This window comes from Nocardia alni, from assembly GCF_019038435.1.
GTDB classification, from domain to species: Bacteria; Actinomycetota; Actinomycetes; order Mycobacteriales; family Mycobacteriaceae; genus Nocardia; species Nocardia alni.
Genome location: NZ_JAGPOX010000372.1, coordinates 1 through 415 on the forward strand (window position 1 = coordinate 1; position 415 = coordinate 415).

A 415-nucleotide genomic window follows, 5' to 3' on the forward strand; every position below is an offset into this window, starting at 1 on the left:
GGCAATGATTTTACAGCGTGCTGCTGGCACTCACTACATTGCGGATGCTGTCGCACAGTCTGCTGGTGGGGTGTTTGTATCGCTTCCTGAAATTGAGGAAGTAGAGAACGCAGATATAAACCAGCGCCTGCTGGAAGTCATCGAACAGATCGGGAGTTACTCAAAGCAGATTCGTTCGGCAATCGAAGATGGGGTAGTGGAGCCACACGAGCAGACAGCAATTAATGATGAATTGTATCTGTCAATTTCGAAGCTCCAGGAGCATGCGGCACTGGTCTACAAAATTTTCTGCGCTCCAGAAAAGAGTGACGCCCGCGAGTGTGCAGCTCCGGGCGTCGTGGCGTTTTGTGTCTGTGGAGAAACTAACGCATGAACAGTTTAACGGCAAATAACCGTTTGTCGCAACAGCTGGTGG

Annotated in this window: 1 protein-coding gene; it reads left to right on the forward strand. The window is 50.4% G+C overall.

Translation table 11 applies throughout. The features are described 5' to 3' along the window. Nucleotides 1-373: protein YmfL (gene ymfL / locus JZ791_RS44385; RefSeq protein WP_216904002.1), on the forward strand; the 373-nt coding region annotated here is incomplete at its 5' end. Nucleotides 374-415 lie beyond the last annotated feature (42 nt).